This is a genomic window from Lentzea kristufekii (genome assembly GCF_033949925.1).
GTDB lineage: Bacteria > Actinomycetota > Actinomycetes > Mycobacteriales > Pseudonocardiaceae > Lentzea > Lentzea kristufekii.
The window spans coordinates 90,182-114,279 of the sequence record NZ_JAXAVV010000019.1 but is presented as its reverse complement, the minus strand read 5'-3'; the positions used below and the strand labels follow the sequence as shown (position 1 = coordinate 114,279).

Genomic DNA, 24,098 nt, shown 5'->3' with positions numbered 1-24,098 from the left:
GATCACGCCCAAATGCACTAGCTAAGGCATACCTTAGTTAAGTTAGGGTTACTTTACGCCCTGTGAGTGCCAGGAGAGGATCGCGATGGAACCGGTGTTAGACCTGGCCGGAATAGGCTTCGGGCCGTCCAACCTCGCTCTCGCGATCGCCGTGGAGGAACACGAGCTGCCCGTCAGGGCTCGTTTCTTCGAGAGGCAGCCCCGCTTCGGCTGGCACCGGGGGATGTTGCTGGAGGACGCCACCATGCAGGTGTCGTTCCTCAAGGATCTTGTCACGCTGCGCAACCCCACCAGCAGTTTCAGCTTCCTGTGCTACCTGCGCGACCGCGGGCGGTTGATCGACTTCGTCAACCACAAGAACCTCTTCCCGCTGCGCAAGGAGTTCCACGACTACTTCGAGTGGGCAGCGGAACGGGTCGGGCACCACGTGTCGTACGGCGCGGAGGTCTCCGGGGTCCGGGCGGTCGACGACGGCTTCGAGTTCACCGCCGGCGAGCAGCAGGTCAGGACGCGCAACCTGGTGCTGGCGACCGGCCTCGAGGCGAACCTGCCGGACGGCATCGAGACGAGCGACCGGATCTGGCACAACAAGGACCTGCTGACGCGCGTCGACACCCTCCAGGACCCGCGCCAGGTCGTCGTGGTCGGCGCCGGGCAGAGCGCCGCCGAGGCCGTGGCCTTCTTCCACGACCGCTTCCCGCAGGCCGAGGTGCACGGCGTCTTCGCGCGCTACGGCTACAGCCCCGCCGACGACAGCTCGTTCGCGAACCGGATCTTCGACCCCGCCGCCGTGGACGACTTCTACGCCGCGCCGGAGGAGGTCAAGCGCAAGCTCATGGGCTACCACGCCAACACGAACTACGGCGTGGTCGACGGCGACCTGATCGAGGAGCTCTACCGGCGGGTGTACCGCGAGAAGGTCGTCGGCAGGCAGAGGTTGTTGCTGCACAACACCTCCAAGCTCACCGACGTGACGACCGACGGCAAGTGCGTGGTCGAGTCGCTCGCCGACGGCAGCCAGCTGCCGATCGACGCCGACGTCATCGTCTACGCCACGGGCTACCGGCCCGCGAACCCGGTCAGGCTGCTCGGCGACCTCGCCGGCCACTGCGAACGCGACGAGAGCGGCCGGCTGAAGGTGACCCGCGACTACCGCGTCGTCACGGACAACGGCCTGCGCGGCGGCATCTACCTCCAGGGCGGCACCGAACACACGCACGGCATCACGTCGTCGCTGCTGTCGAACACGGCCGTGCGCGTCGGCGAGATCCTCGACTCGGTGCTGCGGCGGGTGCAGCAGCACCACACCGAACCGAAGCTCCAAGCAGTCAAGTAGTTCCATGAGGAAGGACCCCGTCATGACCAACCCGTTCGAGGACCCGCAGGGCCGTTTCTTCGTGCTGGTCAACGAAGAGCAGCAGCACTCGCTGTGGCCGACCTTCGCGGACGTGCCCGCCGGGTGGACCAAGGTCTACGGCGAGGAGAGCCGTGAAGCCTGCCTGGCCTACGTCGAGGAGAACTGGACGGACCTGCGTCCAGCCTCGATCCGTGTTTGATTGCCGCTGTGTTTGTTTGCCGCTGCTCCGCACGCGGCGGTGAGTTCGTCGGGAAGTCGGCCGGACGACCGACGCGAACTCACGAGAGCTGGTCGCTCAGGTAGTCCTCGAATTTGCGCACGCCTACCGCGCGGCCGGGAGTCAGGTTCCCGCCCGCGCGGTAGGCGCGGTAGGTCGCCCCAGGCACCTTCAAAGGCACCAGCGTGCGTTGCTTTCCAGTTGCGGCCAGGTACGTCCGGGCGAAGTCGACGGCTTCGCGGATCTCCGGCCCGCCCATCTCGGGTGCCTTGCCCGCCGGCGGCGCCTGGGCCAGCGCCGCCAGCTCCAGGCCCACCTCGGCCTCGTCGACCGGCTGGAACCGGAACCCCGGCACGGGCATCCACGGCAGCTTCGACGCGCTGTCGAACATCCTGCGCAGCAACGAGTGGAACTGCGTGGCCCGCAGGATCGTGTGCGGCACACCCGAATCGATGATCAGCCGCTCGGCGGCGAGCTTCTGCCGGTAGTAGGGGAGCGGCACCTCGTGGCAGCCGACGATCGAGATGTACACCAGGTGCGCGGGCTTCGAGGCCAGCACGGTCCGAGCCATCCGCACCTCGTGCCGGAACGACGTCGCGCAGTGCACGACCACGTCCGCTCGGAGAGCCCCCAGGCCGGTGCCGCGCAACAGATCCGTGCCGCTCGAACGCGAGACCGACCGCGCGCCCGGCAAGGCGGCGACGACGTGCCTGCCCAGCGAGCCACTGCCACCCGTGACGACGGTGTCGCATTCCTTCTCGGGGTTCATGCCGTGACTGTGACACGGTGGTAGTAGGCCAGCACGACGGTGCCCGACACCGCGGCGACCGCACTGATCACCAGGCCCGCCTGCGACAGCCCGCTCATGCCCGTGCCCTCGCCGAGCAGCTTGATGCCGATCCACGCCGCGACGATCGGGTTCACGACGGTCTGCCCGGCCACGACCAGATCCGGCGGCCCGGCGGCGTACCCGAGCTGGATGAACCACGCCCCGGTCAGGAAGGCGACGACCAACCCGCCGAGTGAGATCCACTCGATCACGGGTAGCCCGGTCGTGACGTCCCTGACCAGCACGGCGACCAGTCCGTAGGCGATCCCGGCGCCCACGGAGAGCGCCAGGGCCCGCACGGCGCCCAGTGTGAAGGTGGCGGCCACGACGCACACCAGCACGCCGGCGACGACGAGTTGCCCGGCCTGGAGCGCGACCTTCGGCGAGACCTGGGTCGGCACCGCCTCGCCCGCCGTGATGGACACGAACACGACGATGCCCGCCGTCGCGACGAGCACGGCGACGGCGAGCAGGCCGGACAGCCGTCGCGCGCGGCACACCGCGATGATCGGGATGGCCAGCGCGTTCAGCGGGGCGACCACCGAGACCGGGGCCAGCGAGAGCGCGACGACCTGCAGGACCGCGCACGCGAAGAGCACCAGGAACCCGTAGACCCAGCGGCGGGACCGCACGAGCTGGAGTGCGGAAGTCAGCTTCAGATCGCCTGTTTCGCGGACACCGGCGTGCTGCCACATCGCGCCGAGTGCGCTGCACCCGGCCGCGAGCACCGCGCACAGAATCGCGACCCCGACCACGTGGCCCATGCTACGCCGCCGCTGCTATGGTTCATTACATGAGTAACGAACCAAGGAACTAGCGATGTTCGACGACCGGAGCCCGATCTACCGGCAGATCGCCGACCGGATCAAGGCGGACGTGCTCAGCGGGGCGTTGAAGGCGGACGAGCAGGTCATGTCGACCAACCAGTACGCCGCCTACTACCGGATCAACCCGGCCACCGCGGCGAAGGCCTTTCAGCAGCTCGTCGACGAACAGGTGCTCTACAAGAAGAGGGGGATCGGGATGTTCGTGAGCGCTCAGGCTCGCGACATGCTGCGGGCACAGGGACGGGAGTCCTTCTTCGGCGAGGTCGTGGACCCGATGGTCGCGGAGGCGCTGGCCATCGGCATTCCGCTCGCCGACGTCATCCGCCGGATCGAACAGCACGAGAAGAACGGGGGCGTGTGATGCGGGTTGACGTGCAGGGCTTAACGGTTCGATACGGCGACGTGACGGCCATCGACGACATGAGCTTCTCGTTGTCCGGCAACAAGATCTACGGTCTGCTCGGCCGCAACGGCTCCGGCAAGACCAGCCTGATGTCGGCGTTGGCGGGCTACCGCAAGCCTTCAGGGTCCGTTCAGCTCGACGGCCTGCCGGTGTTCGAGAACGCCGCCGCGATGCGTCAGGTGTGCCTGGTCCGCCACACCGCCGACGCCGCGGACAAGGGCGACAAGGTCTCCTACGTGCTGGAGTACGGCGCCGCGTGGCGCGACACCTGGGACAACGACTACGCGCTGGAGCTCACCGACCTGTTCAGGATCGGCCTGAAGACCAAGGTCGGCGAACTGTCGCTGGGGCAGCGCTCGGCACTCGGCGTGGTGATCGGGCTCGCCAGCCGTTCGCCGCTGACGATGCTCGACGAGTCGCACCTCGGCATGGACACGCCGACCCGGTACGCGTTCTACGACGCGCTGCTCAACGACTTCATGGAGCACCCGCGCACGATCATCATCTCGACGCATCTGATCGAGGAGCTGGCCTCGTTGCTGGAGGAGGTGCTGATCATCGACAGCGGCCGGCTGGTGTTGCAGGAGGAGGCCGACGTGCTGCGCTCACGCGGCACCGAGGTCACCGGCAACGCCTCCGACGTCGACGAGTTCACCGCCGGACTGACCGTCCTGAGTGAGAAGTCGCTGGGGCGCACCAAGGCCGCGATGGTCTACGGCGCGCTCGACGACGAGCACCTGGTGCGCGCCCGTCAGCTCGGGCTGGAGCTCGGCCCGATCGCGTTGCAGGACCTGTTCGTCCACCTCACCGATCCGGTCGGAGGGAAGCGGTGAAGATCTTCCGTCACCTGACCATCTCGCTGCTCGTCTTCTGCGCGATGGTCGCGGCAGGTGCCTTCGCGTTCGTCCTCGTGGTCACGTTCGTGGTCTCGGCCTTCCGCGACGTCGAGATCAGCGCGTGGAACGTCGTCACGTCGCAGATCGCGCGCTGGTTCCTGTTCTGGATCGGCATCTACGTGATCCACAACCTGCTGCCGATCGCCGTCGCGCACGGTCGCACGCGCCGGGAGTTCCTCGCGGCGGGATCCGCCTTCTCCGTCGTGCTCGCGCTGCTGATGACGTTGTTCGCCTGGCTGGGATTCCTCGTCGAGGGCGGGATCTACTCGTTGATGGACTGGCGTGCGGACGAGCACGGCTTGCCGCAGGCGTACTTCCTGATGTTCCTGGTGTGGTGTGCGGTCGGCATGTTCTGCGCGGCGGCGTTCGGCAGGTTCGGCGCGGGTGGCATCTTCTCGGTGCCGATCGGCGTGGTGCTGGTCGCGGTCACGACCGCGCGGATCCCCGGCTCGGGCAACCTGCCGTTCATCCGCAACGTCCCGTCGTACCTGGGCGCAGGCTGGCACCTGATGTCGCTGGCGGCGTTCCTGGTCGCACTGGCAGCGACATGGGTGATCGCCCGGGACATGCCGGTGCGCCTGCGCACCACGTGATCAGCCGCTGTCGCGCACCACGAGTGAGGGTTCGAAGATCACCGACATGGTGGGGGAGCGCGGCTCGGTGATCTGGCGCAGCAGCTGACGCGCCATCTCCGCGGCCATGTCGGTGATCGGCTGGCGGACGGTCGTGAGCTCGGGTTCGGACGTCAGCGCGGCACTGCTGTCGTCGAACCCGACGACCGCCACGTCGTCGGGAACCTTGCGGCCACTGCGGTGCAGCACGGGGATCGCGCCGTTCGCCATCAGGTCCGACGCGATGAACACGCCGTCGACGTCCGGGCAGCAGCGGAGCAGCTTCTCCATCGCGGCCACGCCGGACTGCCGGGTGAAATCCCCGTGCACCACCACGGCGTCGGGCACCTCGGCGAGGAACCCTGCGAGCCGGTCCTGGCCCGCCGGGGTGTCCTGCGGGCCCGTGATCGTCGCGATCCTGTTGCACTGCAACGACTTGAGTCGGCGTGCGGCCAGGGCGGCACCGGCCGTCTGGTCCACGTCGACGTAGGTGATCGGCATCGGTTCGAGCGGACGGCCGGCGAGCACGACAGGAAGTCCGGCCTCGATCAGCTGACCGGGCACCGGATCCGCCGGGTCGGTGTGCACGAGGATCACGCCGTCCAGCCGGCCACACCGCAGGTCGCTCAACGCCCGCTCGCGCGTGCCCGGACCGGTCATCATCAGCACCAGGTGCACGCCCAGCGGCCGCACGACGCGGGTCACGCCGCTGACGACGCTCGCGAGGTGCGGGTCGCCGTCCATGCGGCGTTCGTCGGGCAGCAGCAACCCGATCGCGTCGGCCCGGCGCGTGACGAGCGAGCGCGCGGCGATGTTCGGCAGGTAGCCGGTGCTGGAGATGGCCCTCTGGACGGCGTGCCGGAGCGACTCGTCGACGCTGGACGCGCCGTTGACCACTCTCGACGCGGTCGCGCGCGACACTCCGGCCACGCGAGCCACCTCCTCCAGCGTCACGCGCTTCACCCGGCCGCCAGTTCCGCCGTGCGGTGGCGTTCCATCAGCTTGACCACCTCGGCGGTCGGCGGGTGGGTGATGGCCGGGCCTGCCGACTTCAGCACCTCCAGCGACTCGGTGAGGTGCGTGCGCACGAACTGCTTCAGCGCGTCCGGGCTCGTGGCCGCCAGCTGGATCTCGGCGTCCGTCGGCATGCCCGGCATGTCGTGCCCGGCGTGGTTGTTCACGTACGGCGCGTCGAGCAGCTTCCTCAGTTCGGTGAGCTCGATGTTCCGGTTCTCCTTGAGCTCGGCGGAGTCCGTGAGCTCGAGCAGCTTGAGCGCCTGCTCGTCGGTCGCGATGGCGAGCTCGACGAACGCTCGTTCCGTTGCGCCGTAACCGTTCTGGGGAGCCGGTGGGGGAGAGGGCGGGGGTGGAGCCTGCTGGCAGGCCACGAGAAGGCCTGCCAGCAGGAGCATTGTCATCCGTGGTTGCCGTTGTGGTCGCACTTGATCACCACGTTGAGACAGTTGCGGACGCGGCGCTCCATCTCCGCGCGCGGCCACACGTTGAAGAAGTCACCGTGCATCGTCTGCCCTGTGCCGGAAGCGAGTCGCAGCCCGGCCGTGCTGCCGTTGACCGGATACCGCAGCACCATGCGCAGCTTCGGCACCGAGACGGGGTGGCTCGACGGGCAGCCGCCGGCGACCGGGTACGACATGTGGGACTTGTGGTCGGCCGAGTCGAGGTTGCGGCCGTCCCAGCACTGCGGGAAGTCCAGGTAGGTCTCGAGCATCGTGCCCGCCGGGCAGGTCACGAAGTTCTTGGACGGGTTGACGTGCCCGGCGTGCAGGCAGGACCAGCGCGCGATGCTGTCGGCATCACCGGTGGCCTTCGCGTTGCCCGCCACGATCTTCAGCCCGTACGGCGTGGGCTGGATCGCCGCCGGGTTGTTCACGCCCTCACCGAGGTAGTAGAAGGTGACGCCGGTGGGGGCGATCGCGGTGTTGTCCCGGTACAACGTCGGCACCCAGTACGACGAGATGTCCGAGGCCGGGTTGCAGTTGCCCGTCTGGCCCTCCATCGACTGCAGGGTGGAACGGGCGTTCGTCGAGTGGTTGCCGAAGAAGTCGTGGAAGTGCGAGGCACCGGCCAGGTTCGGCAGGACGATCGGGTCGTCCGCCAGCCGGTGGCTGATCGGACACTCCGCGAGGAACTCGGCCACGCGGACTGGTTCTCCTTGTGCCGCAACGGGAATGCTGAGTGCGGTGGCTATCAGCCCGATGACGGCGGCGATGTGGAACAAGGGCTTCCTCATTGAAGCTTTCCTCTCCGCAGCAGGATTGGGAGAGCGCTCTCACGCCTTTCGAGCATGGCGCAGCCCGTAATCGGCCGTCAATCCGCAAGAAACGTTCAGAAGTCCCGGTTTTCTTGACAGGGCGGGCACGATGCCCTGACGCTCGGCACTGAACTCCTGTCGCAGAGAGCGCTCTCTCGCCGTCCTCGCCAGTTCTCCGGCCTCAGGAGCACCCATGTCAGGAAGGCTTCAACGCGGAAGACTCCCTCTGTTCGCCGCGGCCGTGGTCGCGACCGCTCTGCTCGTTCCGGTGCAGGCGTCCGCCGCCGGTCCGCTGATCTCGCAGAACCGCCCGGTCACCGCCTCCAGCAGCGAGAACGTCGCGTTCGGCGCCGCCGCGGCGGTGGACGGGGACCTCGGCACGCGCTGGTCCAGCTCGTTCGGTGACCCGCAGTGGATCCAGATCGACCTCGGCTCGTCCGCTCGCGTCGACCAGGTGGTGCTGGCCTGGGAGACCGCGAGCGCGCGGGCCTACACGCTCAGCATCTCCGCCGACGGCACGACCTGGCAGGAACTTCGTCGAACGACGACAGGGCCTGGCGGCACCGAGACGCTTCCGGTCACCGGCACCGGCAGGTACGTGCGCCTCGACCTCACCCAGCGGGCCACGCAGTGGGGTTACTCGCTGTGGGAGTTCCAGGTGTTCGGCACCCCGGGCACCGGAACCGCGGAAACCCTGCTCTCGTACGGCAGGTCCGGTGCCGCGTCGACGTTCCAGGACGACGCGAACTGCGGCCAGTGCACCCCGGCCAAGGCGTTCGACCGCGATCCGGCCACCCGCTGGGCGACCAGTGCCACGAACGGCTGGGTCGACCCCGGCTGGATCTCCGTCGACCTCGGCGCCACCGCCACGATCTCGAAGGTCGTGCTGCAGTGGGATCCCGCGTTCGCCACGGCGTACCGGATCGAGGTCTCCGACAACAACTCCAGCTGGCGCGAGATCTACTCGACCACGACCGGCCGCGGGTTCAAGGAGACGCTGACGGTCAGCGGCACCGGCCGTTACGTGCGCATGTACGGCACGGCCAGGTCGAACGGCTACGGCTACTCGCTGTGGGAGTTCCAGGTCCACGGCACGGGCGGCGCTCCCATCACACCGCCGCCGCTGCCGCCGAACCCGTCGTTCCCAGGCCGCCTGGTGTGGGGCGACGAGTTCAACGCTCCCGCGGGCACCGGTCCGGACGCCTCGAAGTGGCAGCCGGAGATCGGTCCCGGTGTGAACAACGAGCTGCAGTACTACACGAACAACAACAACGCCCGGCACGACGGCAACGGCAACCTGGTGTTGCAGGCCCGGCGTGAGGTCACGCCCGGCAGCGCGTGCCCGGTGGACCCGGTCAGCGGCAGCACGACCTGCCAGTACACGTCGGCGCGGCTGAACACCTATGGCAAGTTCACCTTCACCTACGGCCGGGTCGAGGCGCGCATCAAGGTGTCGTCGACCCAGGGGTTGTGGCCCGCGTTCTGGATGCTCGGCGCGGACTTCTTCGACCAGCGCAGGCCGTGGCCCGCGTGCGGCGAGATCGACATCATGGAGCACGTCGGCAAGGAACCGAACCGGGTGTACTCGACGCTGCACGCGCCCCAGTACTTCGGGGCGGGCGGGTACGGGTCACCGCTCGAACTCGGCCAGCCCGCGTCCAGCGCCTTCCGGACGTTCGCGGTCGAGTGGGACTCCAGCCACATGACGTTCAGCGTGGACGGCAACAGGTTCTTCACCGTCGACCGGGAACAGCTGGAGACCACCCGCGGGCCGTGGGTCTACGACCACCCGTTCTTCCTCATCATCAACAACGCCGTCGGCGGCGACTGGCCCGGCCCGCCGGGGGCCGGGACGCAGCTGCCGCAGGACATGGTGCTGGACTACGTCAGGGTGTACCAGTGACGGAGATCCTGGCGGGCGGCGAGACGTCGAACGCCTCGCTGACCGCCTCGACCTCGATCTGCGCGGTCTCGCCCGCGTTCAGCGGGATCGCCGGCACGAAGTACGCGTCGTTCGGCGTGCCGCCGAGGAAGATCCGCTCGGCACCGGCCGCCTTGTAGACCCGGTACTGCCGGATCGCGCCGGGTGAGCGCGTCCAGGTGAGCCGTGCCGACGCCGTGGTGGCGTTGGTGCGGCTCACCTGCTCGACCTGAACACCGGACGGCGCCGCCGGGGGAGTCATGACCGGGTTGGTGACACCGATCCGGCCGATGAACGCGGTGACCGCCGCTCCCGGCAGGACCCGCAGGGAGATCTCCGTGAGCGTCGCGCCGGAGTGCTCGCCCAGCGGGAACACGCTGCGCCGCCACGCCCCGCTGACGCCGCCGAGGTCGAGGACGCGTTCGGTCGTGCCGAACCGCAGGACCGCCTGCAGCCGCGACGGACCGGTGCCGGTGCGGTGCACGATCTCGAACTGGCTGCCGCCGGTCAGCTTCAGCGACGTCGCGAACAGCCGGACGTCGTTGGCGGACTGCGGTGTGCCGGTGATCTTCAGCGCGGTGCCGCCGTCGTACGGGTCGTCCCAGTCGAGCGACGGGGTGACCAACGTGGCGCTGCCCGTGACACTCCACCGCCAGGTCGGCAGGACGTCCTGCAGCGACAGGTTGTTCCAGGCCTGCGTCGACCGAACGGTGCCGTTGACGGCGAACTTCCTGCCGTGACCGGTGTTGAAGTTCGTGACGAACGGGAGCGTCGTGACAGGGGTCAGCTCGGTGACGTAGTGGGCGACGCCCTTCCAGTTCGCCGTCGTCGTGGTGTTCGCCGGATCACCGTTGGGGCCGACCCAGAACCTGTTGTCGCGGGCGTAGAAGTCGGCGGGGCCCGTGGCCGACTTGAACGTCCACTCCGGACGGTAGAAGCCGAGTGACGTCACGTGCGGCCTGCCCTCGGGGAAGATCGAGGCCCAGCCGACGCTCGTGTTGTAGCCGCCGGCCTCGACGTCCACCCCGGACGCCAGGTCGTACGGGCTGCGGCCCATCTGCCGGGCGAGCGAGGCGGAGTTCGCGAGTCCCTGCGTGCTCCACCAGAAGTTCAGGAACATCTCGTCGGACTGCTCGAAGAACATCCGGTTGCGCGCGGTCAGGGCGTTCTGCCAGCTGACGCTGCCGCTGTCGGTCATCGCGTCGTACCAGACGACCCGCAGCCCGGACTTCTTCATGTAGACGATGAAGTCGCGCATGTCGTTCGCGAGCTGGGTGTTGCCTCCGGCGGTCTCCTGGTTGAGGAACCAGCCGTCGAAGCCGTAGTGCCGTGCGACCTGGACCATCTTGTCCGCAACGGGGAACCTGTCGCCCTCGCGCCGGACGAAGTCGCGGACCCACTGGATCTGGCCGCCGTAGGCCGTCGGCGGGAGGAACACGTTGCCGATCACGCGCACGCCGTTGCGGTGCGCGGCGTCGGTGACGGTCGGGTTCGGCGCGAGGATCAGGCCCTCGGACGCCGACCCGCCCCAGAACACCAGTTCGTCGATGTACTGCCAGTAGTTCGTGGCGTAGTAGTTGATGTCGAGCGAGCCCTGTGCGGGGTTGCCGCTCGTCGGCGCGTAGGCCACCAGCGCCTGCACGCGGGCCTCGTTCGGGCGGGCGTGCGCGTTGGCCGGTCCGGCCGGGACGACACGTCTCGCGAGCGGCACCGTGCTGCGGTTGTACTTCGCGTCCCGGTCGGTCGACGGATCCCAGTCGAGGATCGTCGCCGGGTGCCAGTAGGACGCGTACGGCTGCGCGGTGTCGGCAGCGGACGCGGGAGTCTCGGACAGCAGACCGGTGAGTGCTGCTGTGGAGCTCAGAACGAGGAACTGTCTCCGGGTGGGCACGAGATCACCTTCGTGGGCCGTCCGAATCGCCGCATACCGCCGCTGCGGTGACCGGACAGGACGACAACGTCCCGGTCCGCTGCGGTGGGTGACGAGCCGGTACTGGGAAACATTCCGTCGAACATCGTCGAAACGTCCCCGTAACCATCCATGTGGCCGAATCCCACGGAGGCTACTGGGCGGTAGCGTGTGGCTCGCCGTCGCTTTTGGTTCCCCTGCAACCATTCGAGGTGTCTTCGTCGTGCGCATCAAAACCATGCTTGCGGCGCTGGTCCTGGCGCTCATCCCAGCCACCGCCCCCGCCGTCGCCACAGCGGCGGCCAACCCCCACGAACGCGGCCCCGCACCCACGGCCGCGTCGGTCGAGGCCTCCCGAGGCACGTTCGCCGTGACGTCCGCGGCCGTCGCCCGCCAGTCGAACTTCGGCGGCGGCACGGTCTACACCCCGACCAGTGATCTCACGTTCGGCGCTGTCGCCGTCTCACCCGGCTTCACGGCCACCCAGTCCTCGGTCGCGCACTTCGGGCCGCGACTGGCGTCCTACGGGTTCGTCGTGATCACCATCAACACGCTGTCCGGCTTCGACGACCCGGACAGCCGCGGCCGTCAGCTGCTCGCGGCACTGGACTACGTGGTCCGCACCAACCCCCGCGTCGACGCCTCGCGCCTCGCCGTGATGGGCCACTCCATGGGCGGCGGGGGAGCGTTGCGCGCCTCCGCGACCCGTCCCGCCCTGCAGGCATCGATCCCGATGGCCGGCTGGCACACCACCAAGAGCTGGTCGACGGTCCAGGTGCCGACCCTGGTGCTCGGCGGCCAGAACGACCCCACCGCGCCCAACTCCCAGCACTCCACGCCGTTCTACAACTCGATCACGGCCGCACCGGACAAGGCGTTCCTCGAACTGCGCGGCGGCGACCACTCGGCGCCTCGCAGCGACAACGTGACGGTGCGCAAGTACACGCTGTCGTGGCTCAAGCGCTTCGTGGACGACGACGTGCGCTACGACCAGTTCCTGTGCCCGGCCCCCGCGCCGAACACGCTCATCAGTGCCTACCGGGACACCTGCCCGCACGCATGAGAAAAGGGTGCTGTGCCGGCAATGCGACGGCCTGGCACAGCACCCTTCGTCCTGCTTATTCGTACGCGATCGCGTCCAGCACGTTCAGACGCGCGGCCCTGATCGCGGGCAGGATCGCCGCGATCACGCCGACGAACGCCGCCACCACCAGGTACTGGACCATGGTCATCCAGGGCAGGCCGATCTCGGAGATGCCCTGGTCCTTCAACGCCTGCACGGTCGCGATGCCCAGCGCGAGACCGACCGCGAGGCCGAGCACCGCGCCGAACACCGAGATCACCACCGACTCGACGGTGATCATCCGCATCACCTGCGCCCGCCGCATGCCGATGGCCCGCAGCAGTCCCAGTTCGCGGGTCCGCTCGATCACCGACAGCGCCAGGGTGTTGATGACGCCGAGGACGGCGATCAGGATCGCGAGCGCCAGCAGGATCTGGATCATCAGCAGGACCGTGTCGAACTGCGAGGTCGTCTGCTTCACGAACGCGCTGCGGTCCTGGACGGTGATCTCCGGGTTGTCCGCGAACAGCGGTTCGACGCGCTTCTGCACGTCCGCCGCGGACACGCCCGGCGCGACCTGCACGAACGCCTGGGCGATCTGGTCGGACCGGAAGTCCTTGCTCGCCGACTCCGGCAGCACCAGCGCGCCCTGCAACACCTGCGACTTCACCCAGATGAAGCCGACCGAGTAGGTCTTCGGCTCACCCTTGGCCAGCTGCAGCGTGACCTTGCTGCCCACCGACCAGCCCTTCTCGGCCGCCATCTCCTCCGGCAGCGCGAGCTGGTCGTCCTTCAGCGGCGCGATGACGCCGGACTTCGGCTTCAGGCCGAACATCGACGCCATCGCGGGCATGTCCGTGACGCCGACGGCGAACAGCTGGTTCTCACCCTCGAGCACGCCGTCCTGCGACCAGCCGACCGCGGACTTGACGCCGTCGGTCTTCTCGATCTTCGTCAGGACTTCCCGCCTGAACGTCGCGGGCTCGCCCTCCATCTGGCCCTCGCCGGAGACGATCAGGTCGGTCTGCAGCTGACCGGAGGCCAGCTTCTCGATCGACTTGGTCGCCGACGTCAGCACCACGCTCACGCCGGTGATCAGCGAGATGCCGACCATCAGCGCGGCCGCGGTGATCGCGGTGCGGCGCGGGTTGCGCGCGGAGTTGCGGCGGCCCAGCAGGCCGGGCATCGACCACGACAGCAACCGGCCGATCAGCGACACCATCGGCTTGGACAGGATCGGCGTCAGCAGCGCGACACCGACGAACGCCACCAGGATGCCGCCGAAGATCAACGGCAGCGAGGCCTGGTTGAAGCCGAACGCCAGCGACGTGCCACCCGCGGCGGCCACCAGGGCACCGGTGATCGTGATCTTCGTGAGCGGCCGGTCCGGCGTGGCCGCCTCGCGCATCGCCGCGACCGGCGCGATCCGCGACGCCCGCAGCGCCGGCATGACGGCCGCGACGACGGTGACGATCATGCCCACCGCGAACGACGAGATGACCGCCGACATCGGCACGCCGATGCCCGCGAGCTGCAGGCTCGAGCCGCCGAGCGAGCTGAAGATCTTCGCCAGCAGCGCGCCGATGCCGATGCCCGCCCCGAGGCCGACGATCGACGCGATCAGGCCGATCACCAGCGCCTCCAGCACCACGGACCCGATGACCTGGCCACGTGACGCGCCCATCGACCGCAGCAGCGCCAGTTCCCTGGTGCGCTGGGCGACGATGATGGAGAACGTGTTGAGGATGATGAAGATGCCGACGAACAACGCGATGCCGGCGAACCCGAGCAGCACGTAGTTGAAGAACTTCAGGCCCTCGTTGATCTGGTCGGCCTGCTCCTTCGCCAGCACCGCACCGGTCTTGACGTCGTAGCCGGAGCCCAGCTTCGCCGCGACGGCGTCGCGCAGCGCGTCGTCCGTGGTGCCCTGGGCCGCGGTGACGGTGATCCCGGAGAACACGTCCTTCTTGCCCAGCAACAACTGTTGAGCGACCGGCTCGGTGAACGCCACCGACAGCTCGCCGCCCAGCGAGTCACGGCCGCCCGCGTACTCGTAGACACCGGTGATCTTGAAGGTCTTCTTGGGCTCCAGCGTCAGCAACGCGATGTCGTCGCCCACCTTGAAACCACCGGTCGTCGCGAGGAAACCACCGACGGCGACCTCGTTCTCGCCGGCGGGGGCCTTGCCGTCGCGGATCTTCTCCTGGCCCGTGCCGGTCCAGTTGAAACCGAACCGCGGCGAGCCCGACGTGGTGATGACCTTGCCGTCCTTGCCGATCGGCCGCGCGGACCCCTGCACGTCACCGACGGCCGACGCCACCCCCGCCACCGACTTCACGTCCGAGATCGCCTGCGGCGTCAGCGGTTCGGGCTGCTTGCCCTTCTCCGCCTTCGGCGTCACCGAGACGTCCACATTGGCGAAGGCCGACGAGAACAGGTCGGTGAACGACCGCTGGAGCGTGTCGGTCAGCACGAACGAACCGGACACGAACATCACGCCCAGCACCACCGCGAGCGCGGACAGCACCAGCCGGAGCTTGCGCGACAGCAGGCTCTTCAAAGTCGCCTTAAACATGGCGCACCGTGCTGCTCTCGATCATTTCGGGAGAGTCGAGGTGCTTCATCGTGTCGAGGACCTCCTCGGCCGACGGCGACAGCAGCTCGCGGACGATGTGGCCGTCCTTGAGGAAGATGACGCGGTCGGCGTACGAAGCGGCGTTCGGGTCGTGCGTGACCATCACGATCGTCTGCCCGAACTCGCGGGCGGACCGCTGCAGGAACCCGAGCACCTCGGCACCGGACTGCGAGTCCAGGTTGCCGGTCGGCTCGTCCGCGAACACGACGTCAGGGCGCGACACCAGCGCACGCGCACAGGCGACGCGCTGCTGCTGGCCGCCCGACAGCTGCGTCGGCCGGTGGGTCAGCCTGTCCCTCAGACCCACCGTGTCGACCACGACGTCGAACCAGGCCTTGTCGACCTTCTTGCCGCCGATCGCGAGCGGCAGCGTGATGTTCTCCTCGGCGGTCAGCGTCGGCAACAGGTTGAACTGCTGGAAGATGAAGCCGACCTTGTCCCGCCGCAGCTCCGTGAGCCCGCGGTCCTTCAACCCGGTGACCTTGGTGCCACCGACCCACACCTCGCCGCTGGTGACGTCGTCGAGCCCTGCCAGGCAGTGCATCAGGGTCGACTTGCCCGACCCCGACGGGCCCATGATCGCGGTGAACCTGGACTTCTCCAGGTCGACGCTCACCCCTGCGAGCGCGGTCACGGCAGCGTCGCCGGACCCGTAAGACTTCCAAACGTCGACGGCTCTCGCCGCGACTCCATCGGACGCGCTCACTTCTCTGTCCCCTCCTATGGGCTTCGTGCGCACCATCTTCGGCGACACGGGCACACCGAAGGGTCAGGTCTTCCACTGAGATCGACCCTGAGATTAACCCCGGTGCCCCCGCCCCGAGTCGCCACGCTGAGAGAACTCTCAGCTGCACCGCGTGTGCGGATGGTCGCAGGAGGAGACGATATTTCACTGCTGCGGCAATGTCTTCAGACTTCGGAGGACTACGCCGTCAACTTCCGTCGCATGGGGACGGTCGGTTCCATCAGCCATGAAACCAATTCCACTCGGAGGCCTTCGCGCAACGCGTTCTCGGCCAGCCAGTGATCGACGTCGCCGCGGTAGGCGCTCGCGGGCCTCGGCCAGCGGGCCAGCCACTCGCCGAACGCCGCGTTGAACGCGATCGGGCCGCCCGGCGGCCGCACGCCCAGGACGAGCACGGGGTCCTCTCCGGTGGCGAGAGAGGCGGCGATGTCGTACGTGCCACCGAAGAGGATCCGATCCGCTCCCAGCTCACGGGCTTTGTCCGCCACCCCGAAGAACGCCGACCCGCGCCCGTGAGCGCGCACCACCAGCTGGTGCGCACGGAAGTCGGTGTCGAGGAACTCATCGGCGTACGTGCCGTCGTCGGCCAGCACCAGCACGTTCGTGCCGTCGGGGAGCGCCCCGACCTGCCCAGGATGCGTGATGCCGATGACGGTGATGCCCACGCCGTCCATTCTGCTCGCCGAGTGTTAACCCGTTGCGGCGCTTGCGTTAAACAAGTTTCGGAAGCACCTCGGCGCCGAACAGGCGAATCGTCTCGACGACCGATTCGTGCGGCATGCCGCCGATGTCCACCATCACCAGGTGCGTGTCGATCGACAGGTGCTCCGCCAGCTCGTTGAGCCGTGCCACCACCTCGTCCGGCGTCCCGCACACCGCCGCGCCGTCCATGATCGCGTCGACGTCGATGTCGCCGTCCCCGCGCCACGGGTCCGCGAACCGCGCGTACTCGGCGAGGTGCGGCCGCCAGCGCTCCCGCGCGTCCTCCCGCGCCACGAAGACGTGACTGGGCACGCCGACGCGTCCGGCGGGGAAGCGCTCGCGGTACCGCTGAACCACCTCGAGGTAGATCGACGGATCCCGCAACGTCGACGGCAGCATCAGCGGCATCTCCAGCTCGGCGCCCAGATCCGCCGACACCGCCGACCCCGACCCGATCCACACCGTCGGCCGCGGCGTCTGCACCGGCCGCGGCGTCGTCGTCACGTCGCTCAGCTGGCCGCGGAACCGCCCGTCCCAGCTCACCGACGGCTCCTCCAGCAGCTTGAGCAGCAACCGCAGGTGCTCCTCGAACCGCGCCCGCAGCTCGCCCGGCTGCACGCCGAACGCCGCGTCGGTCTGCTGGTCGACCCCGCGCGCCACGATGAGCTCGGCCCGCCCGTTCGACAGCACGTCCAGCGTCGCCAGCGCCTCGGCCACCAGCACCGGGTCGCGGTGGGCCAGCAGCGTCACGCCGGTCGAGAGCCGCAGTGTGCTCGTCCGCGCCGCCACCGCCGCCAGCAGCAGCTCGGGCGCGGACACGATGTAGCGGGTGAAGTGGTGCTCACCGATCGCGACGCCCGCGAAGCCCGCCTCCTCGGCCACGACCGCCTGCTCGACCATCGCCCGCAGCCGGTCGGCCTGAGGGACCTCCTGCCCGGTGCACGGGTTGGGCAGGTGGTCACCCAGGATCAGGAGGTAGACGTCCATGCGGGTCATTTTCCCTCCTCCGAGGCAAGATGGTTGACATGGTCACCAACAATGAGGCCCTGAGCCGCTACGAGATCCACGTCGACGGCGAACTCGCCGGCTTCCTGGAGTACCGCGACGTCGCCGGCGTCCTCGCGCTCGTGCACACCGAGGTCGACGAGGCGTACGCCGGTCAGGGCCTCGGCGCCCAGCTCGCGAAGTACGCCCTGGACGACGTCATGGCGCGGGATGTCAAGATCTCCCCGTTGTGCCCGTTCGTGGCGAAGTACATCGACAAGCACCCCGAATACCGGGTTACTATCCGGTAGGAATTAGTTGCTGTCGCTAACGACGAGGTGGCGAGCGTGTGGAGTGAACCGGGCGCGTTCGAGGTCGCACCAGGAGTGCACCGGATTCCGCTGCCGCTGCCGAACGACGGCCTGCGCGCGGTCAACGTCTACGCGATCGAGGACGGCGACGGCCTGGTCATGGTCGACTCGGGCTGGGCGCTGGACGAGGCGCGCGACCAGCTCGAAGCGGCGCTGGGCACCCTGAACAAGGGCTTCGAGGACATCAAGAGGTTCCTCATCACGCACGTCCACCGCGACCACTTCACGATGGCGGTGTCGCTGCGCAGGACGTTCGGCAGCAGGATCGGGCTCGGTCTCGGCGAACAGCCGTCGTTGCGGCACATGCTGCACGGCCAGGACGACCAGCACGTCGACGACCTGCGCAAGTGGGGTGCGAGCGAGCTGGCCGAGACGTGGATCAAGATCATGCACCACGTCGACCGGGGTGAGGCGCTGCGCGACTACGAGGAGCCCGACGAGTGGCTCGTCCGCAGCACCGTCGGCCTCGAGCACCGCGAGCTGGAGATCGTCCCGACGCCCGGCCACACCCGCGGTCACGTCGTGTTCGTCGACCACACCGCGAAGGTGCTGTTCTCCGGCGACCACGTGCTCCCGCACATCACGCCGTCGATCGGCTTCGAGCCGCTGCGGCCCGAGCTGCCGCTGGGCGACTACATGACGTCGCTGCGGCTCACCCGCGAGCTGCCGGACCTCAAGCTGCTGCCCGCGCACGGCCCGGTGACCGACAGCTCGCACGCCCGCGTCGACGAGCTGCTGCGGTTCCACGAGCAGCGCCTGGAGGAGATCCTCAAGGCGGTCGCGGGCAGCGCGTTCGAGACCGCCCGCAAGATCGGCTGGACCCGCCGCCAGCGCCGGTTCGACGATCTCGACATGTTCAACCAGGTGCTGGCCATCGGCGAGACGGCAGCGCACCTCGACGTTCTGGTCGAACGTGGCGAATTGACCAGAACTCTGAACGCCGGCGTGCTCGAATACCACGTGTGACACCGCTTGAGCTGGCCGCCTGGACCTGGAAGATGCCCCGCAGGGGCAGAGGCTTCTGGTTCTCGCTGGCGATCGACGTCCTGTGGCCCGTGGTCGTGCTGTTCGTGCGGCTCAGGGTGCGCGGCAAGCAGCACGTGCCGGGCAACGGCGGAGTGATCCTCGCGTTCAACCACCTGTCCAACGCGGACACGGTGGCGGCCGTGGTGTTCGCGCTGATGTCGAACCGGGTGCCGCGCGTGCTCGCGAAGGCCTCCCTGTGGCGCCTGCCGGTCATCGGCTGGGTCATGCGCTCCGGAGGTCACATCCCGGTCGAACGGGGCACGGTGAAGGCCTCAGAGGCGCTCAGGCCCGCTGTGGAGGCGTTGCGCGACGGCGAGTGCGTGATGGTGTTCCCCGAGGGCACCTTCACCGACGATCCGGAGAACTGGCCGATGAAGGGCAAGTCCGGCGTCGCGCGGATGGCGCTGGAGTCCCGCGTGCCGGTCGTCCCCGTCGCCGAGTGGGGCACGCAGGACCTGCTGCCCAGGGGCACGTTCCTGCCGAGGCTGTTGCCGCGCAAGAGGATCGAGGTGGTCGCGGGCGCTCCGGTCGACCTGTCCGACCTGTACGACCTCGAACTCACCGCCGAGGTGCTGGCCGAGGCCACCCGGCGGGTCATGGCGGCCATCACGACCATGCTGTCAGGCATACGTTCGGCTGAGGCGGGTAGCCAGAGTGCATGAGCACGCGAGAGGAATTCGAGTTACGCAGGCAGCGTCGTCCGGGTGGCACGGGGATGTGGGCGCCGGTCATCCCTGAGCCGCGCGAGCCCCAGGAATGGGTCGTGCAGGCCGATGAGGAACCCGTGATCGTGCGCAGCGTCGACTGAGCGTCTAGTTCACCTAGACGCGTCTAGGTCCGCTAGACGCGTCTAGCTAGGGTAGACGGCATGACTCTGGACGAGGAACTGCTGGTGGCGGCACGCAAGGCGGGCACCGCGTCCGTCGCTGCCCAGAACCAGGCCGACGTCGCCAAGGCCGTCTACCACCACACCGTGCTGCGGCTGCACCGCGCCGGCGGCTCGATGCGCGAGATCGCGGAGGCGCTGCAGATCAGCCACCAGCGCGTGCATCAGATCGTGGAGCAGTCCAAACGGACCGAGCGGTGCTGGTTCTGCGGGCGCGGCGCCGGTGACGTCGACAAGCTGATGGCCGGACCGGCCGCGCTGATCTGCGACCTGTGCGTCGCCGAGGCCCGGACCGGCGAGGTGGGCGACTGCTCGTTCTGCAGTGAGACCAAGCCCGTCCACGAGGGGGCCGAGGCCAAGATCTGCCGGTCCTGCCTGGACTTCAGCGCCGCCGTGATCAGCGGGGCAGCTTCACCACGGTGACGAAGAAGTCGTCGATCTGGCGGACGACCTCGATGAACCTGTCGAAGTCCACCGGCTTGGTCACGTACGCGTTGGCGTAGAGGCTGTAGCTGCGCAGGATGTCCTCCTCGGCCTCCGAGGTCGTCAGCACGACGACGGGGATCGAGCGCAGCTCGGGGTCGTTCTTCACCTCGCCCAGCACCTCGCGGCCGTCCTTGCGGGGCAGGTTGAGGTCGAGCAGGATCAGGCCCGGCCGCGGCGCGTTCTCGTACTGGCCCTCGCGGCGCAGGAACTCCAGCGCCTCCACACCGTCCTTCACCACGTGCAGGACGTTGCGGATCTTGTGGTGCTCGAACGCCTCCTGGGTCATGAGCGCGTCGCCCGGGTCGTCCTCCACGAGCAGGACGTCGATCACGTTCAGGTGTGCTTCAGTCATGCGGTTACCTCAACCAGGTCTTCTGCGGCAACGGGCAGGGTGAACTCGAACTGGGTGCCGGAGTCCACATCGGTCTTCAGCCAGATGGTGCCGCCGTGGTACTCGACGATCTTGCGGCACATCGCCAGGCCGATCCCGGTGCCCGGATAGGCGTCCTTGGGGTGCAGGCGCTGGAAGATGACGAAGATTCGATCACTGTACTCGGGCTCGATCCCGATGCCGTTGTCGCGAACGGAGAACTTCCACACCTCGCCGTCGCGCTCAGCACCGATCGTGATCTCCGGAGCCGACGATCCCCTGAACTTCAACGCATTGCTTATCAGGTTCTGGAACACCGCGCTGAGCAGAGTCGCCTCACCTCGCACGGAGGGGAGGTCACCCACCACGATGGTGGCGCCGGTCTCCTCGACGCGGTCGGAGAAGTTCTCCACCACCTGGCTGACCAGCTCGTCCAGGTCGATCATGGTGCGCTCGCGGGTGATCCGGCCCACGCGGGAGAACGCCAGCAGGTCGTTGATCAGGCCCTGCATGCGTTTCGCGCCGTCCACGGCGAAATCGATGTACTGGTCGGCGCGCTCGTCGAGCTGGCCGCCGTACCGCCGCTGCAGCAGCTGGCAGAACGACGCGACCTTGCGCAGTGGTTCCTGCAGGTCGTGCGAGGCCACGTAGGCGAACTGCTCCAGCTCGGCGTTCGAGCGCTGCAGCTCGGCCGACCTCTGGTCCAGCGCCTCGAGCTCCTGCACGATCCGGCGGCGCATGGCGTTCACGTCCTCGCCGAGCATCACGGTCTCCAGTGGACCGTCCGCGTCGATCTCGTGCTCGAAGTCGCCGGACGCAACCTGCCGGGTGTGCGCGGCGAGGTTCGCCAGCGGCGCGACCAGCAGGCGGTGCAGCAGCACCGACAGCCCGCAGATCGCCACGACCAGCAGCACGCCCATGCCGATCACCAGCCACAGCACGATCTTCGCCACTTCGTCCAGGTCCTCGCGGGCCTGCCGGGCGAACCCGCCGATGTCGGTGCGCAGCGCCGACACCTCGGCGCGGAGCTGGTCGAACAGCACCTTGCCGCGCTCGATGTCCCCCGCGGCGCCACCGCCGGACTGCTTGACCCCGGCGACCGTGGGTTCCGCGTACTCCGAGCGCCACTGCCGCGCGAGGACCTCGATGCGGCTGACCCGGCCGTTGACGTCGCCGACGAGCTCGCGCAGGCTCGCGGCCGTCTCGGTCTCGGCCTTCTGGCCGTCCAGGTACGGCGTGAGGAAGTCGTCCTGGCTGGTGAGGACGAAACCGCGCACCCCGGTCTCCTGGTCCAGCAGCGCGCGGTTCAGTTCGTTCACGCGGCGCCCGGCGGGCTCGATCTGGTCGACCGACCGCGACCGCGCGTTGCTCAGCGAGTCGAGGGCGACGACCGTGGACGAGATCGCCACCGCGGTCATGGCCAGCAGGATCGCCACGATGACGCCCAGCAGGCGGCTCGCCGGCAGCCTTTGCGGCAGGTTCACTTTCCGTCCTTCAGCAGCAGGATGGCCACGTCGTCGTCGAGCGTCCCGCCGTTGAGCTCCGTCACCTCCGCGATGACCGAGTCCATCCAGTCGGGACCGTTCCGCAGATGCCTCGCCAGGATCTCGCAGAGTCGCTCGACACCGAGCCGGTCGACGTCGTCAGGTACCCGGCCCTCGATCAGTCCATCCGTGTAGCAGGCAAGGGACCAGCCGGACGGCAGCGGCACGTCCACCCCGGTCCACGCGTAGTCGGGCAGCACGCCGAGCGGCACACCGATCTTCGACTGCGGCAGGTCCACGATCTGCCTGCCGACCATCATCAGCGGCTCGGGGTGCCCGGCGAGGAAGTAGCGCGCCGAACGGCGGTCCGGCGCCACGGTGACCATGCACGCCGTGGTGAAGATGCCCTCTCCGTGCCGTTCCGCGACCAGCACCTGGTCGAGCGTGTGCAGCACCTTCTCCGCGGGTTCGCCGGCGAGGACCAGGGCGCGCCACGCGATCCGCAGGCAGACGCCCAGCGCGGCCTCGTCCGGGCCGTGACCGCAGACGTCGCCGATGATCGCGTGCACGGTGCCGTCCGGCAGGCCGACGGCGTCGTAGAAGTCGCCGCCGAGCAGCAGCCGCTGGCCGCCGGGCTGGTAGCGGACCTCCAGGTTCACGTCCGAGTTCTGCAGCAGCGGGGGAGGGAGCAGGCCGCGTTCGAGCCTGCTCCGTTCGGCTGCCAGGAGCTTGGCCTCGCGCAGCTGGAACTGGGCGTCGTCGGCGCGGCGGCGTTCGACCGCGTACCGGACGCCGCGCAGCAGCAGTTCGCCGTCGACCTTGCCCTTGATCAGGAAGTCCTCGGCGCCGGCGGCGACCGCGGAGATGCCCTCGCGTTCGTCGTCGAGCCCGGTCAGCACCAGGATCGCCGGCGCGTTCGGCTGGGCCAGCAGCCGGTGCAGGCCGTCGAGCCCCTGCGAGTCGGGTAGTCCCAGGTCGAGCAGCACGCACTCGGCGTCGGGAAGCAGCCGTTGCGCCTCCGCGAGTGTGTGGGCGCGCGCCAGGATGAACGGGGCGCTCGCTTCCTCGAGCAGCGCCTCGACCAGGAGGGCGTCGCCATCGTCGTCCTCGACCAGGAGGACCCGCACTGTCTTCGTTCGCATCAGGAAGGAACTTTAACGTTATTCGGGTGCGCCGCTCGCGTCCGACCTACCAGGATTGCGGGCGTGTTGATCCGTCTCGCCCAACCAGCCGAACTGCCGTACCTCCAGGAGATCGAAAACGCCTCCGGAGAGCCGTTTCGCGACATCGGAATGCCCGAGATCGCCGACGACGACCCGATGTCCCTGGCAGACCTCGCGGAGCACGAGGTCTGGGTCGCCATCGGCGCCGAAGGCGTGCCCGTCGCGTTCATCGCGGTCGGTGACGTCGACGGCGCGACGCACGTCCACCAGGTCAGCGTGCACCCCTCGCACGCGCGCCAGGGCATCGGCGCCGCGCTGATCGAGCACGTCACCCGCTCCGAGCGCGCTGTGACGCTGACGACGTTCCGCGACGTGCCGTGGAACGCTCCGTACTACGAACGCCTCGGGTTCCGCGCCGTGGCGGACATCTCGCCCGGCCTGGCCGAGATCATGCGCGAGGAGGCCTCACGGGGCCTCGATCCCGCGACCCGTGTCGCGATGGCCCTTCTCCCAGCGCAGGTACGAGCCTGAGGCCACCGAAAGACTGCTGAGCAGCCACACGAGCACACCCGCGTCGTCGGTCACGCCGATCACCGGCAGGAACTCCGGCAGGACGTCGATCGGCGACACGAGGTAGACCAGCGCCACCGCCCACATCACGACCTGGCTGCGCGGCAGTTCCGGGTACTTGCCGCCGCGCCAGGTCTTCCACAGCCGCGGCAACGCCTTGAGGCGCGCGATCGGGTTCCCGACCGGGCCGGGACCGTTCTGCGCGCGCTTGCGGCGGTTGCGCAGCACGCCGAGCCCAGCGAACACCAGGCCGAGCGGGATCAGCACCCAGCCGACGACCGCCGGGCTGAGCCCGCCCATCGGGGCGTTGCGGAACAGCAGGATCAGCAGACCTGACAGCGAGATGAACGATCCGAAGACGACCATCTGGC

The 24,098-nt window shown here is 68.6% G+C and carries 27 protein-coding genes; 13 read left to right on the top strand and 14 right to left on the bottom strand.

What is annotated here, in order from left to right; all coding sequences use genetic code 11:
• Nucleotides 1–85: 85 nt before the first annotated feature.
• Together SK571_RS32645 and SK571_RS32640 are read left to right on the top strand one after the other, a co-directional pair.
• A complete protein-coding gene (locus SK571_RS32645) occupies nt 86–1,336 on the top strand; it encodes a lysine N(6)-hydroxylase/L-ornithine N(5)-oxygenase family protein (RefSeq protein WP_319987944.1) in 1,251 nt (416 codons plus the stop codon).
• 22 nt (nt 1,337–1,358) lie between these two features.
• Nucleotides 1,359–1,556: an MbtH family protein gene (locus SK571_RS32640; protein WP_319987943.1), complete on the top strand. Its 198-nt coding sequence runs from the start codon at nt 1,359–1,361 to the stop codon at nt 1,554–1,556.
• A 79-nt stretch (nt 1,557–1,635) separates the two neighbouring features.
• Here the strand turns inward: SK571_RS32640 and SK571_RS32635 are convergent, their stop codons facing one another.
• Both SK571_RS32635 and SK571_RS32630 read right to left on the bottom strand, forming a co-directional pair.
• Nucleotides 1,636–2,343 (bottom strand): SDR family oxidoreductase, encoded by a 708-nt coding sequence (locus tag SK571_RS32635; protein ID WP_319987942.1) that lies wholly within the window; start codon nt 2,341–2,343, stop codon nt 1,636–1,638.
• Nucleotides 2,340–3,158, bottom strand: a complete 819-nt coding sequence (locus tag SK571_RS32630; protein ID WP_319987941.1) for a DMT family protein — start codon at nt 3,156–3,158, stop codon at nt 2,340–2,342. Before SK571_RS32630 ends, SK571_RS32635 begins: the two co-directional genes overlap by 4 nt.
• Before the next feature lie 64 nt (nt 3,159–3,222).
• Here SK571_RS32630 and SK571_RS32625 point away from each other — a divergent pair, with 64 nt between their 5' ends.
• From SK571_RS32625 to SK571_RS32615, 3 genes are read left to right on the top strand one after another with little or no spacing between them, the layout of a single operon-like run.
• On the top strand, nt 3,223–3,591 hold the full coding sequence (locus SK571_RS32625) for a GntR family transcriptional regulator (protein WP_319987940.1): 369 nt from the start codon (nt 3,223–3,225) through the stop codon (nt 3,589–3,591).
• A gap of 41 nt (nt 3,592–3,632) precedes the next feature.
• Entirely contained in the window at nt 3,633–4,466 is an 834-nt protein-coding gene (locus tag SK571_RS32620) for an ABC transporter ATP-binding protein (protein ID WP_319987939.1), read from the top strand.
• Entirely contained in the window at nt 4,463–5,122 is a 660-nt protein-coding gene (locus SK571_RS32615; RefSeq protein WP_319987938.1) for a hypothetical protein, read from the top strand. Before SK571_RS32620 ends, SK571_RS32615 begins: the two co-directional genes overlap by 4 nt.
• Here SK571_RS32615 and SK571_RS32610 read toward each other — a convergent pair whose 3' ends face one another.
• From SK571_RS32610 to SK571_RS32600, 3 genes are read right to left on the bottom strand one after another with little or no spacing between them, the layout of a single operon-like run.
• Nucleotides 5,123–6,094: a LacI family DNA-binding transcriptional regulator gene (locus tag SK571_RS32610; protein ID WP_319987937.1), complete on the bottom strand. Its 972-nt coding sequence runs from the start codon at nt 6,092–6,094 to the stop codon at nt 5,123–5,125.
• Between the two features lie 5 nt (nt 6,095–6,099).
• Nucleotides 6,100–6,558: a hypothetical protein gene (locus tag SK571_RS32605; RefSeq protein ID WP_319987936.1), complete on the bottom strand. Its 459-nt coding sequence runs from the start codon at nt 6,556–6,558 to the stop codon at nt 6,100–6,102.
• Nucleotides 6,555–7,391: a DUF1996 domain-containing protein gene (locus tag SK571_RS32600; protein ID WP_319987935.1), complete on the bottom strand. Its 837-nt coding sequence runs from the start codon at nt 7,389–7,391 to the stop codon at nt 6,555–6,557. The genes SK571_RS32605 and SK571_RS32600 overlap by 4 nt, the downstream gene beginning before the upstream one ends.
• 214 nt (nt 7,392–7,605) lie before the next feature.
• On the opposite strand from SK571_RS32600, the gene SK571_RS32595 reads away from it, so the two are divergent.
• Nucleotides 7,606–9,315: a discoidin domain-containing protein gene (locus SK571_RS32595; protein ID WP_319987934.1), complete on the top strand. Its 1,710-nt coding sequence runs from the start codon at nt 7,606–7,608 to the stop codon at nt 9,313–9,315.
• On the opposite strand, the gene SK571_RS32590 is transcribed toward SK571_RS32595, so the two are convergent.
• Nucleotides 9,299–11,224, bottom strand: a complete 1,926-nt coding sequence (locus tag SK571_RS32590) for an endo-beta-N-acetylglucosaminidase (protein WP_319987933.1) — start codon at nt 11,222–11,224, stop codon at nt 9,299–9,301. The genes SK571_RS32595 and SK571_RS32590 overlap by 17 nt on opposite strands.
• A gap of 241 nt (nt 11,225–11,465) precedes the next feature.
• Here SK571_RS32590 and SK571_RS32585 point away from each other — a divergent pair, with 241 nt between their 5' ends.
• Nucleotides 11,466–12,305 carry a dienelactone hydrolase family protein gene (locus SK571_RS32585; RefSeq protein WP_319987932.1) on the top strand — a complete coding sequence of 280 codons (840 nt, stop codon included), beginning with the start codon at nt 11,466–11,468 and terminating at the stop codon, nt 12,303–12,305.
• Nucleotides 12,306–12,360: 55 nt separating this feature from the next.
• On the opposite strand, the gene SK571_RS32580 is transcribed toward SK571_RS32585, so the two are convergent.
• From SK571_RS32580 to SK571_RS32565, 4 genes are all read right to left on the bottom strand, one after another.
• Nucleotides 12,361–14,880 (bottom strand): ABC transporter permease, encoded by a 2,520-nt coding sequence (locus tag SK571_RS32580; RefSeq protein WP_319987931.1) that lies wholly within the window; start codon nt 14,878–14,880, stop codon nt 12,361–12,363.
• On the bottom strand, nt 14,873–15,682 hold the full coding sequence (locus tag SK571_RS32575) for an ABC transporter ATP-binding protein (protein ID WP_319988007.1): 810 nt from the start codon (nt 15,680–15,682) through the stop codon (nt 14,873–14,875). The genes SK571_RS32580 and SK571_RS32575 overlap by 8 nt, the downstream gene beginning before the upstream one ends.
• 182 nt (nt 15,683–15,864) lie before the next feature.
• Entirely contained in the window at nt 15,865–16,350 is a 486-nt protein-coding gene (locus SK571_RS32570; RefSeq protein ID WP_319987930.1) for a hypothetical protein, read from the bottom strand.
• Nucleotides 16,351–16,396: 46 nt separating this feature from the next.
• The gene (locus SK571_RS32565) at nt 16,397–17,383 is read right to left on the bottom strand and encodes an LLM class flavin-dependent oxidoreductase (protein ID WP_319987929.1); all 987 of its coding nucleotides are present in this window, start codon (nt 17,381–17,383) and stop codon (nt 16,397–16,399) included.
• Nucleotides 17,384–17,412: 29 nt separating this feature from the next.
• On the opposite strand from SK571_RS32565, the gene SK571_RS32560 reads away from it, so the two are divergent.
• From SK571_RS32560 to SK571_RS32540, 5 genes are read left to right on the top strand one after another with little or no spacing between them, the layout of a single operon-like run.
• Nucleotides 17,413–17,682, top strand: a complete 270-nt coding sequence (locus SK571_RS32560) for a GNAT family N-acetyltransferase (RefSeq protein ID WP_319987928.1) — start codon at nt 17,413–17,415, stop codon at nt 17,680–17,682.
• A 36-nt stretch (nt 17,683–17,718) separates the two neighbouring features.
• On the top strand, nt 17,719–18,708 hold the full coding sequence (locus SK571_RS32555) for an MBL fold metallo-hydrolase (RefSeq protein ID WP_319987927.1): 990 nt from the start codon (nt 17,719–17,721) through the stop codon (nt 18,706–18,708).
• The gene (locus SK571_RS32550) at nt 18,705–19,430 is read left to right on the top strand and encodes a lysophospholipid acyltransferase family protein (RefSeq protein ID WP_319987926.1); all 726 of its coding nucleotides are present in this window, start codon (nt 18,705–18,707) and stop codon (nt 19,428–19,430) included. The genes SK571_RS32555 and SK571_RS32550 overlap by 4 nt, the downstream gene beginning before the upstream one ends.
• Entirely contained in the window at nt 19,427–19,576 is a 150-nt protein-coding gene (locus SK571_RS32545) for a hypothetical protein (protein WP_319987925.1), read from the top strand. Before SK571_RS32550 ends, SK571_RS32545 begins: the two co-directional genes overlap by 4 nt.
• A 60-nt stretch (nt 19,577–19,636) precedes the next feature.
• Complete coding sequence (locus SK571_RS32540; protein ID WP_319987924.1) at nt 19,637–20,077, top strand: ClpX C4-type zinc finger protein; 441 nt, start codon at nt 19,637–19,639, stop codon at nt 20,075–20,077.
• Here SK571_RS32540 and SK571_RS32535 read toward each other — a convergent pair.
• From SK571_RS32535 to SK571_RS32525, 3 genes are read right to left on the bottom strand one after another with little or no spacing between them, the layout of a single operon-like run.
• On the bottom strand, nt 20,052–20,492 hold the full coding sequence (locus tag SK571_RS32535) for a response regulator (RefSeq protein WP_319987923.1): 441 nt from the start codon (nt 20,490–20,492) through the stop codon (nt 20,052–20,054). The genes SK571_RS32540 and SK571_RS32535 overlap by 26 nt on opposite strands.
• On the bottom strand, nt 20,489–21,994 hold the full coding sequence (locus SK571_RS32530) for a sensor histidine kinase (protein ID WP_319987922.1): 1,506 nt from the start codon (nt 21,992–21,994) through the stop codon (nt 20,489–20,491). The genes SK571_RS32535 and SK571_RS32530 overlap by 4 nt, the downstream gene beginning before the upstream one ends.
• Nucleotides 21,991–23,136, bottom strand: coding sequence for a PP2C family protein-serine/threonine phosphatase (locus SK571_RS32525; protein WP_319987921.1), 1,146 nt, complete (start codon nt 23,134–23,136; stop codon nt 21,991–21,993). The genes SK571_RS32530 and SK571_RS32525 overlap by 4 nt, the downstream gene beginning before the upstream one ends.
• Before the next feature lie 66 nt (nt 23,137–23,202).
• Here SK571_RS32525 and SK571_RS32520 point away from each other — a divergent pair, with 66 nt between their 5' ends.
• The gene (locus SK571_RS32520; RefSeq protein ID WP_319988006.1) at nt 23,203–23,688 is read left to right on the top strand and encodes a GNAT family N-acetyltransferase; all 486 of its coding nucleotides are present in this window, start codon (nt 23,203–23,205) and stop codon (nt 23,686–23,688) included.
• Here the strand turns inward: SK571_RS32520 and SK571_RS32515 are convergent.
• Entirely contained in the window at nt 23,623–24,093 is a 471-nt protein-coding gene (locus tag SK571_RS32515) for a YkvA family protein (protein ID WP_319987920.1), read from the bottom strand. The two genes, SK571_RS32520 and SK571_RS32515, sit on opposite strands and share 66 nt — an antisense overlap.
• Nucleotides 24,094–24,098 lie beyond the last annotated feature (5 nt).

Coding starts and splice junctions, on each gene's coding strand:
- SK571_RS32635 (WP_319987942.1), bottom strand. CDS start 2,343: ATGAACCCCGAGAAGGAATGCGACACCGTCGTCACGGGTGGCAGTGGC.
- SK571_RS32625 (WP_319987940.1), top strand. CDS start 3,223: ATGTTCGACGACCGGAGCCCGATCTACCGGCAGATCGCCGACCGGATC.
- SK571_RS32525 (WP_319987921.1), bottom strand. CDS start 23,136: ATGCGAACGAAGACAGTGCGGGTCCTCCTGGTCGAGGACGACGATGGC.
- SK571_RS32605 (WP_319987936.1), bottom strand. CDS start 6,558: ATGACAATGCTCCTGCTGGCAGGCCTTCTCGTGGCCTGCCAGCAGGCT.
- SK571_RS32595 (WP_319987934.1), top strand. CDS start 7,606: ATGTCAGGAAGGCTTCAACGCGGAAGACTCCCTCTGTTCGCCGCGGCC.
- SK571_RS32580 (WP_319987931.1), bottom strand. CDS start 14,880: ATGTTTAAGGCGACTTTGAAGAGCCTGCTGTCGCGCAAGCTCCGGCTG.
- SK571_RS32560 (WP_319987928.1), top strand. CDS start 17,413: ATGGTCACCAACAATGAGGCCCTGAGCCGCTACGAGATCCACGTCGAC.
- SK571_RS32545 (WP_319987925.1), top strand. CDS start 19,427: ATGAGCACGCGAGAGGAATTCGAGTTACGCAGGCAGCGTCGTCCGGGT.
- SK571_RS32535 (WP_319987923.1), bottom strand. CDS start 20,492: ATGACTGAAGCACACCTGAACGTGATCGACGTCCTGCTCGTGGAGGAC.
- SK571_RS32565 (WP_319987929.1), bottom strand. CDS start 17,383: ATGACCCGCATGGACGTCTACCTCCTGATCCTGGGTGACCACCTGCCC.
- SK571_RS32515 (WP_319987920.1), bottom strand. CDS start 24,093: ATGGTCGTCTTCGGATCGTTCATCTCGCTGTCAGGTCTGCTGATCCTG.
- SK571_RS32640 (WP_319987943.1), top strand. CDS start 1,359: ATGACCAACCCGTTCGAGGACCCGCAGGGCCGTTTCTTCGTGCTGGTC.
- SK571_RS32645 (WP_319987944.1), top strand. CDS start 86: ATGGAACCGGTGTTAGACCTGGCCGGAATAGGCTTCGGGCCGTCCAAC.
- SK571_RS32600 (WP_319987935.1), bottom strand. CDS start 7,391: ATGAGGAAGCCCTTGTTCCACATCGCCGCCGTCATCGGGCTGATAGCC.
- SK571_RS32575 (WP_319988007.1), bottom strand. CDS start 15,682: ATGGTGCGCACGAAGCCCATAGGAGGGGACAGAGAAGTGAGCGCGTCC.
- SK571_RS32540 (WP_319987924.1), top strand. CDS start 19,637: ATGACTCTGGACGAGGAACTGCTGGTGGCGGCACGCAAGGCGGGCACC.